Here is a 7,885-nt window from a genome sequence, read left to right on the forward strand (position 1 = left end):
AAGCAGATTAATCAGGTGTACTCTGACCAATATAAAGTTTCTTACAATGTTAAAAAACTAATCGATGAAAGGAACAGGGTATGGGCTTCACCGAACATTACCTTTGTAGCTAAATGTATTGCTGCTATAGAAATGTTGAGCCCCGACTATCTCATTTGCGGCGGCAAGCATGAATTTATTTCCGACTGTTTCACAGACATTCTAAGCAAACTGAATATCAAGATCAGATCATTTAAGTTCGAAGACTTCAAAGACCTTCGGCTGACTGAGGCGATGGATCGGACAGACAGTATTTATTCTCTTGTTGAGATCAATGACAATTACGATCTCATTCAGCAAAAACTATTTCTTACAAAAGACACTGCTCTTCGTAATGCGTGGTTAGAGCATTTTATAAATCTAATATTTGCCGGTGCTCCTGAACGTTTGAAAACGAACATTGGCCAGATTCAAAGGACTGCTCCAGAAAAGGAAAATATGCTCAACAAGTTCTTGGCAAATGTAAGATTCCTCATTCCATATCATATGAACACGGTTGAGCAAGCTGAGATTGGCATTGAGTGGTCGGATCAGATTCTCAATAAGATAACTGACTATCATAAAGTGAGAATGGAACGTATCATCAAGTCGCTATATAAAGGGCAAAGCTATACCCATGTGATCGTACAACGGGTGTTCACCAGCGGTAAGTCGGGTAGTTATGTTTTTGAGGTATGGGAATACGAAAATCACCAAATGGACGTAATCTCGAATGTGTCTATTCTTAAAATTGGTGCATATGAAGACCTTGCCGATGAATATCACAACTACATCGAAATGGTAAAAAATCGACGGACTTTTGCTTTCATGGAAATCACCGCTAAAAGCTATTTGATCGAAAACTACGTTGGCTTGCTTTATCAAGATGCAAAGCACAATTTGGGTATAGGTCGACAGGAACGGTTGAACACTATCTTAAAGATATTCCAGGAGCGTCCCATTCCGACACAGGACATCATCAATAAAATTCATAAACTTTTTGATGACCACCTCAATGAAACTCTTTACAAACACGGCACTTATGTTGACAGGGGTACGATTCGCAGATATTATAATGAGTTGCTTCCTTCAGAATACAAAGTCGAAGTAGATGTGTTTGATAAAGAAAAGAACACACTTACCATAAAAACCGATGACGGAAGGCATACTTTTTACACAGGAGACGTTTTGCTTACCGAAGTCAATTTGCGTGATAAGAACGTTAGAGCCTATTCAATAGATTCTGCTCATACTAAAATCGATCTTATATTTAACAATGACGAATTGCTACTTAACAGCTTAGTCAAGGACCGTAAACTCAAGTTGAACGGCGTGATCAGATCAGACCGCCGATCCTACTATGATGAGCTCTTTAAAAAAATCGGGGTCAAACGCGTTAAAGGTAAGCTATCATTAAATGATAGTATCAATGTGACCGATACGATCGAGCGGCTAAACGAGATTTTGTCCATTGAGCACTTAGATTTTCAAATATCAGCCGTACACGGAGACCTTCACTGTGAAAATGTACTTTACGGCGAACAAAATTTTGGGATAATTGATTACGGAAAAATGCGTAGTAGGTTTGTGTCGGTTTATGATATCGCTTATCTTTTCGCTGATATTAAATTAAAGGAATTAGCCATGAAATACGAACTTGAAGAATTAGTTAGATTTGAAACAGCTTTGGACAAAAATAACTTTTTGTGGTTCCGGAAACTTTTTATGCCTGAATTAAATACATTTGAGATCTTTGAATATGGCCAGTTGCCGTCTCAAATTCAAAACAAGTGTTCGCCTAAATTATTTTATGCTGCGTTAACTTTAACTTATTTAGGAATGCTGAAATTTGACCTTGAACCAAATTTAAAAAAAGCAGCACTTCTTTTTGCACATTTTAGCTATCTTAGGATCAAATGATGAAAGACATTTTTATTTGTTACGCCCTAGAAAGGGATTATCTGGACGAACTGAAGTCTCGCTTAGACCAAATATCTCTCGGCGCGGAAGATGTGGGTTTTACGACTTACGCACACATAAGGGATCACCAAAACTGGCAATTCCATAATGAACCGATCAGAGATGTACTTGATCGAAGTTTCAAGGCAATTAGAGCTTCGAAGGTTGTACTCCTGGACCTTACTTCAATGAACTTCTCTAAACGGACCGGATTAAATATAGAAGCTGGTTATGCAAAAGCACTCAATAAAAAGATTGTCGCTATATACTTAAATGATGACAGGCCTAATATGACAACGGATCTTGCCGATGCAGTTATATCCTACAGCGATAAGCAGGAAATACGCATTAAAGTAAGAGAGCTACTTCGTAAATTAGAACAATTTAGCGTACACCCTACCAATGAGCACAATGTATGAAGGAGTTATCTAATTTTCCTTCCTTTCAAATGTTAAAAGGCATATTTAACACAAAGAATGGTGACCCCGCCCGGTGAAGCGTGTCGCTTCACTGCAATAACGGGATGATTGAAATGAAGCGCACCGGCGCCTCGCGTTAAGGATTGAAGCGGAAAGCCCACAGCCCCGATGGATAATGCTTATTAAAATCCAAAATTTCAGCATCGGGGCGAGGACTTGCAACGCCCTTCGGCAGGCTCAGGATGGCAAGCCTGGCCCCGCTTCTACCCCTGCCTACCGGCAGGCAGGATGGGGCAAACGCCCTTTTTTTATGTCCTTAGCCTGGAGTCGTAAGTCAAAGACCGGGTGTAGGTATCAGGAGGTTTTACTGCCGTATTTTAGGTTTTATACTTTCTGATCTTGTTTGGGTCCTGGCGGTTATCCACAAATAAAACAAGTTCGATTTCTTTTCTGATTGCTTTTACCCTATAAATCAGGGATACTTGTTTTAAGATCAGTCCGACATGCATATTTTTTACCCTGCCGGCCTTTTTTCCAATGTAAGGTTTGTCCTTAAGTACTTCGAGATATTCGTTTACTCTTTTTTTAAAATTTGTAATTTCCTTTTCCGTCCAATGTATGTTTAAATATTCTATTCTTTTTTCGAAACTCACTAATGATTTGGGTGACCATATGATAGAATAGCTCATAAACCAAGCCTTTTCACTGCCTCCTCGTGTGGTATGCCCTCACCTCTGTCTAATTGCTCAATAGCAGTAAACACATCTTGCTGCTGTTCCTCGGTTAAATCATCAAACCAGTCATGGTCTGCTTTTTTAAGTATTTTTTTTACTTTTTTGATGATGCTGATATCCTCAATATCCAATATGGCCTGTACTAAACTTAATTTTTCTGCCTGTAAATCCATGATGCCTTGTTTAATAACACTAAGATACGATGTTAATCATTCTTCAGCAAATAATCCTTAAACCCGGCGAAATCCTTGCCGAGCGCAGTAGCGTGTTTTTGTTTTTGGCTGAGGCCGGCAACCTGCTCGGGCACATCCACCTTGCCGCCAATACTTTCCGGGAAAACATCGGGGAACTTGCAGGGGTGCGCGGTGGATAGAAATATGCCGGCGGTATCCCTTTTGTAGTTGTCCTGCTGCCAGTCGCGCAGGGCTTGCCAGGCGATGGCGGTATGCGGACAGGCCACGTAGTTATAGTTATCAAAAATAAACTTAATGGCTTCAAGCGTTTGCTCATCGGTATAGCTATAGCCGGTTACCTGTGTTTTTAGCGCTTCGGCATCTTCCTTAAACAGATCGGCAATGCGTACCCAGTTGCTGGGGTCGCCTACATCCATGGCATTGCTCAGGGTAGCTACGGATGGTTTGGGTTGGTAAACGCCTGTCTTTAAAAATTCCGGCACGGTATCATTCACATTGGTTGCCGCAATAAAATGCGAAACAGGCAGGCCCATCTTCCAGGCCAGTAAACCCGCGCCGATATTGCCGAAGTTGCCGCTCGGTACCGAAAATACTACCTTGTTAATGTCGCGTTTCAGCAACTGCGCATAGGCATTAAAATAATAAAATGTTTGCGGGATGAGGCGGGAAATATTGATGGAGTTAGCGGAGGTAAGCCTGAACTTTTCATTCAGTTCCTTATCGGTAAAAGCCTGTTTAACCAGCGCCTGGCAATCATCAAAGGTACCGTCAACTTCCACCGCGCGGATGTTTTGCCCGTTGGTAGTTAATTGCAGTTCCTGTATATCGCTCACCTTGCCTTTGGGGTACAGGATGGTAACACGGGTATTGGGTACGCCTAAAAAGCCTAAAGCCACGGCTCCGCCGGTATCGCCGGAGGTGGCCACCAAAACATCCAGCTGTTTTTCGCCTTTCTCTAAAAAGTAGCTCATCACCCGGCTCATAAACCGGGCGCCGAAATCCTTAAAGGCCAGCGACGGCCCGTGCCAAAGCTCCAGTACAAAAACATTTTCTTCCAGCTTTACGGCAGGCGCCAAAAAGCTGATGGCATCGGCAATAATCTCCTTCAGGTCGTCTGCGGGGATATCATCACCAATAAGGTTTTGCGCCACGTGGAAAGCGATCTCCGGCAGGGTATACTCATCCAGGTGATTTAAAAAATTATCCTCCAGCCGCGGTATATTCACCGGCATGTACAGGCCCTTGTCCTGCGGCATACTGTTAAAAACGGCTTCTTTAAAGCTTACCCGTGTGGATGGGTTTTTGGTACTATATAGTTTCATATTGGCCCCCTCTAAATCTCCCCCGGTAGGGGAGACTTTAGCTTCGCCCGGGGTGAAGCGTGTTTGTATAATATTTAAGCTCTTCCGCCAGCCGGCGGAGAGGGTTAGTTCAATAAAGTTTTCAAAGCCCTCCCTACCGGGGAGGGTTGGGTGGGGCTAAATCACCCTTGGCCCTTTATCATTGATAGTCGATACATAAATGTTCGAACCGATCTTAATGCCTGTTAAATGTTGTTGCAGCTTTTGGGTGATGCGTTGAGCGGTGTCTTCGTCCCTGGTAAAAGCAAAGACCGAAGGACCAGACCCGGAGATGCCAAAGCTTACCGCGCCCATTTCCATCGCTATTTCCCGCATCTTATAAAAATCGGGGATCAGCATGGAGCGCACGGGTTCCACCAAAATATCTTTCATGCTGCGGCCGATCAGGTCGATGTCATTTAAAAACAAACCGCTTACCAGGCCTGCAATATTGCCCCATTGGGTAACAGCGTCCTTCATCTGGATGTTTTTACGGATGATCTGCCGGGCTTCGCGGGTAGGCACATCCACATCCGGGAAAATAATGGCACAGTACAAACCTTCGGGGTGCGGTAAGCGAACCACATCCAATGGCTCATAACTCCGTATCAGCACAAAACCACCCATCAATGCAGGCGCCACATTATCGGCATGACCATGACCGCAAGCCATTTCCTCACCTTTCATGGCAAAGGGTAACAGGCCGGCCACATCGCTTTTATCGCTCAATAAAGTCTTGATGGCGTATAACCCTGCAACGGTACTTGCCGAGCTTGAGCCCAGTCCGCTTCCGATTGGCATTTTTTTATGCAGTTCGATATCCAAACCAATGTCGGTACGGCCAATGCTTTTTAAATAATGCTGAACGCTTACGCTCACGGTGTTTTTAGCAGGGTCCATCGGCAACCGGCCGTTGTCGCCGGTGATCTTGCTGATGGTAATGCCCGGCTTACCGGTCATCCGCATTACTACTTCGTCGCCGGGTTCATTTACTGCAAAACCCAAAACGTCAAAACCACAAACTACATTGGCGACAGTTGCAGGGGCAAAAACTTTTATATTATTTTCATTCATGCTCTATGCTCCCACATTTATTAAATCAGCAAACACCCCTGCTGCGGTTACTTCAGCACCTGCGCCGGGGCCTTTAACTACCAGCGGGCGTTCCCTGTACCGGTCGGTGGTAAAGGATATAATATTATCACTGCCGGATAGCGTATAAAACGGGTGACTTTCGTCCACCATTTGCAGGGTGATCTCTGCTTTGCCTTCATCCAGCTTGCCAATATAACGCAATACCTTGTTTTCTGCTGCGGCTTTTGCCTTCAGGTTGCTAAAGAAAGCATCTTCAGCTTTCAGCGCTGCATAAAACTCTTCAACGCTTTGTGCCTCAAGGCAGGCCTTTGGTAATACGCTTTCAATCCGCACATCCGCTTCTTCCATCGCATAACCTGCATCACGGGCAAGGATCAGGATCTTGCGCATGAAATCCTTACCGCTCAGGTCGTCGCGCGGGTCAGGTTCGGTATAGCCTTTATCCTGCGCCTCTTTTACCACATCGTGGAAATTGGCATCACCTTTAAAGTTATTAAAGATAAAAGAGATCGTGCCCGATAGGATGGCTTCTATTTTCGCCACCCTGTCGCCGCTGTTCATCAGGTCCTTTAAAGTACGGATGATAGGCAGGCCCGCACCCACATTGGTTTCGTAAAAGAAATCAACGCCGTGGCTGTGCGCAGCATCATGGAATGTTTTATATTGTTTATACGATGCCGAATTACCAATCTTGTTGCAGGTAATCACCGAGATATTGGCTTTAAATACTTCTTCGTAAAACTCCACCGGCTTAGGGCTGGCGGTATTATCAATAAAAACACAATTGGGCAGGTTCATGCTTTTCATTTTAGACACAAACTCAGCCAAATCAGCCGGATGCATGGATGCTTCCAGTTCAGCCTGCCAGTTATCCAGCGAAACCCCATCACTGTTGAATACCATTTTACGGGTATTGCTGATGCCGGCAATTTTAACCTGTATGCCATTATGTTCCTGCAAATAAGCGCTGTGGGCGTTCAGTTGTTTAAACAGGGTTTGGCCGATATTGCCGGTGCCCAGGCAAAATGCGTGCAGGGTTTTGGTGAGCTGGGTGAAAAAGCCGTCGTGTACCGCATTCAGGGCTTTAGCCAGGTCGTTTGCCGAGATAATTACCGAGATGTTGTATTCTGATGATCCCTGCGCTATCGCCCTTACATTGATACCATTTCGGCCCAACGCATGGAACAGTTTGCCGGATACCCCCGGGGTTTGTTTCATGTTTTCGCCAACAATGGCGATGATAGCCAGGTTTTGCTCGATAACTACATGCTCCAGCTTTTTGGCTACCAGTTCCAGTTCAAATTCCTGTTCTATTAATTGGCGGGCCTTTTCAGTATCTCCTGGCTGCACAGCAAAAGTAATGCTATGTTCAGACGAGGATTGGGTGATGAGGATCACGTTGATCTGCTCCCGGGCCAGTAATGAAAATAATCTGCCGCTAAAGCCGGATTTCCCCACCATGCCGCTGCCTTCCAAATTAAGGATGCTGATATTATTGATAGACGAGATTCCTTTTATAGGCAAATTGGATGGCTTGCAATCGTGGCGGATAACGGTCCCTTCAAAATCAACATCAAAAGTATTTTTAATGACGATAGGGATCTTTTTCATAAAAGCCGGGATCATGGTAGGGGGGTAGATCACCTTTGCGCCGAAGTAGGAAAGCTCCATCGCTTCGGTATAAGTCAGTTCCGGTAAGGAGAATGCTTTGGTAACCATACGCGGATCAGCAGTCATCATGCCGTTCACATCGGTCCAGATCTGGATCTCTTCGGCATTTAACGCTGCGCCTAATATCGCGGCAGTATAATCACTGCCGCCACGGCCCAGGGTAGTGATTTGTTTAGCATCGTTGGCAGAAATAAATCCGGTAACGAAGATCAGTTTATCACTGTTCTCCTGGAAAAAGCCACGAACTAGCAGGTCAGTCAGGTCCATATTGACTTTTGCCTGCCCGAAGGAACTGTCAGTTTTAATGAACTCAGTCGCATCCACGCTGATAGCGCCAGGGAACCTTTGCGCTGCGATCTTACCGATCATAAATGTGGAGCAGCGCTCGCCGAAGCTGAGCACCATATCGCGGGTTTTAGGGGTAAGCTCCCTTAAAGTAAGGATGCCCTGCAGCA

Annotated in this window: 7 protein-coding genes; 2 read left to right on the forward strand and 5 right to left on the reverse strand. The window is 44.7% G+C overall.

Going from position 1 to position 7,885, the window contains the following annotated elements; genetic code table 11:
• A partial coding sequence (locus QZY09_RS07290) for a hypothetical protein (RefSeq protein ID WP_295670312.1) occupies positions 1 to 1,938 on the forward strand: 1,938 nt, incomplete at its 5' end.
• A complete protein-coding gene (locus tag QZY09_RS07295; RefSeq protein WP_295670314.1) occupies positions 1,935 to 2,396 on the forward strand; it encodes a nucleoside 2-deoxyribosyltransferase in 462 nt (153 codons plus the stop codon). The genes QZY09_RS07290 and QZY09_RS07295, both read left to right, overlap by 4 nt.
• 377 nt (positions 2,397 to 2,773) lie before the next feature.
• On the opposite strand, the gene QZY09_RS07300 is transcribed toward QZY09_RS07295, so the two are convergent.
• The 5 genes from QZY09_RS07300 to thrA form a co-directional block, all read right to left on the reverse strand.
• Positions 2,774 to 3,085 (reverse strand): hypothetical protein, encoded by a 312-nt coding sequence (locus QZY09_RS07300; RefSeq protein ID WP_295670317.1) that lies wholly within the window; start codon positions 3,083 to 3,085, stop codon positions 2,774 to 2,776.
• Entirely contained in the window at positions 3,082 to 3,303 is a 222-nt protein-coding gene (locus QZY09_RS07305; protein WP_295670320.1) for a hypothetical protein, read from the reverse strand. The genes QZY09_RS07300 and QZY09_RS07305 overlap by 4 nt, the downstream gene beginning before the upstream one ends.
• Before the next feature lie 32 nt (positions 3,304 to 3,335).
• Positions 3,336 to 4,646, reverse strand: a complete 1,311-nt coding sequence (gene thrC, locus QZY09_RS07310) for a threonine synthase (RefSeq protein ID WP_295670323.1) — start codon at positions 4,644 to 4,646, stop codon at positions 3,336 to 3,338.
• Between the two features lie 156 nt (positions 4,647 to 4,802).
• On the reverse strand, positions 4,803 to 5,738 hold the full coding sequence (locus QZY09_RS07315) for a homoserine kinase (protein WP_295670326.1): 936 nt from the start codon (positions 5,736 to 5,738) through the stop codon (positions 4,803 to 4,805).
• Positions 5,739 to 5,741: 3 nt separating this feature from the next.
• On the reverse strand, positions 5,742 to 7,885 hold a 2,144-nt coding region (thrA, locus tag QZY09_RS07320), incomplete at its 5' end, for a bifunctional aspartate kinase/homoserine dehydrogenase I (RefSeq protein WP_295670329.1).

The organism is uncultured Mucilaginibacter sp. (genome assembly GCF_903913935.1).
In the GTDB taxonomy this organism is placed as follows: Bacteria; Bacteroidota; Bacteroidia; order Sphingobacteriales; family Sphingobacteriaceae; genus Mucilaginibacter.

Excerpts from the sequence above, each read along its gene's own strand:
- QZY09_RS07295 (WP_295670314.1), top strand. The coding sequence starts at position 1,935 with ATGATGAAAGACATTTTTATTTGTTACGCCCTAGAAAGGGATTATCTG.
- QZY09_RS07300 (WP_295670317.1), bottom strand. The coding sequence starts at position 3,085 with ATGAGCTATTCTATCATATGGTCACCCAAATCATTAGTGAGTTTCGAA.
- QZY09_RS07305 (WP_295670320.1), bottom strand. The coding sequence starts at position 3,303 with ATGGATTTACAGGCAGAAAAATTAAGTTTAGTACAGGCCATATTGGAT.
- thrC (WP_295670323.1), bottom strand. The coding sequence starts at position 4,646 with ATGAAACTATATAGTACCAAAAACCCATCCACACGGGTAAGCTTTAAA.
- QZY09_RS07315 (WP_295670326.1), bottom strand. The coding sequence starts at position 5,738 with ATGAATGAAAATAATATAAAAGTTTTTGCCCCTGCAACTGTCGCCAAT.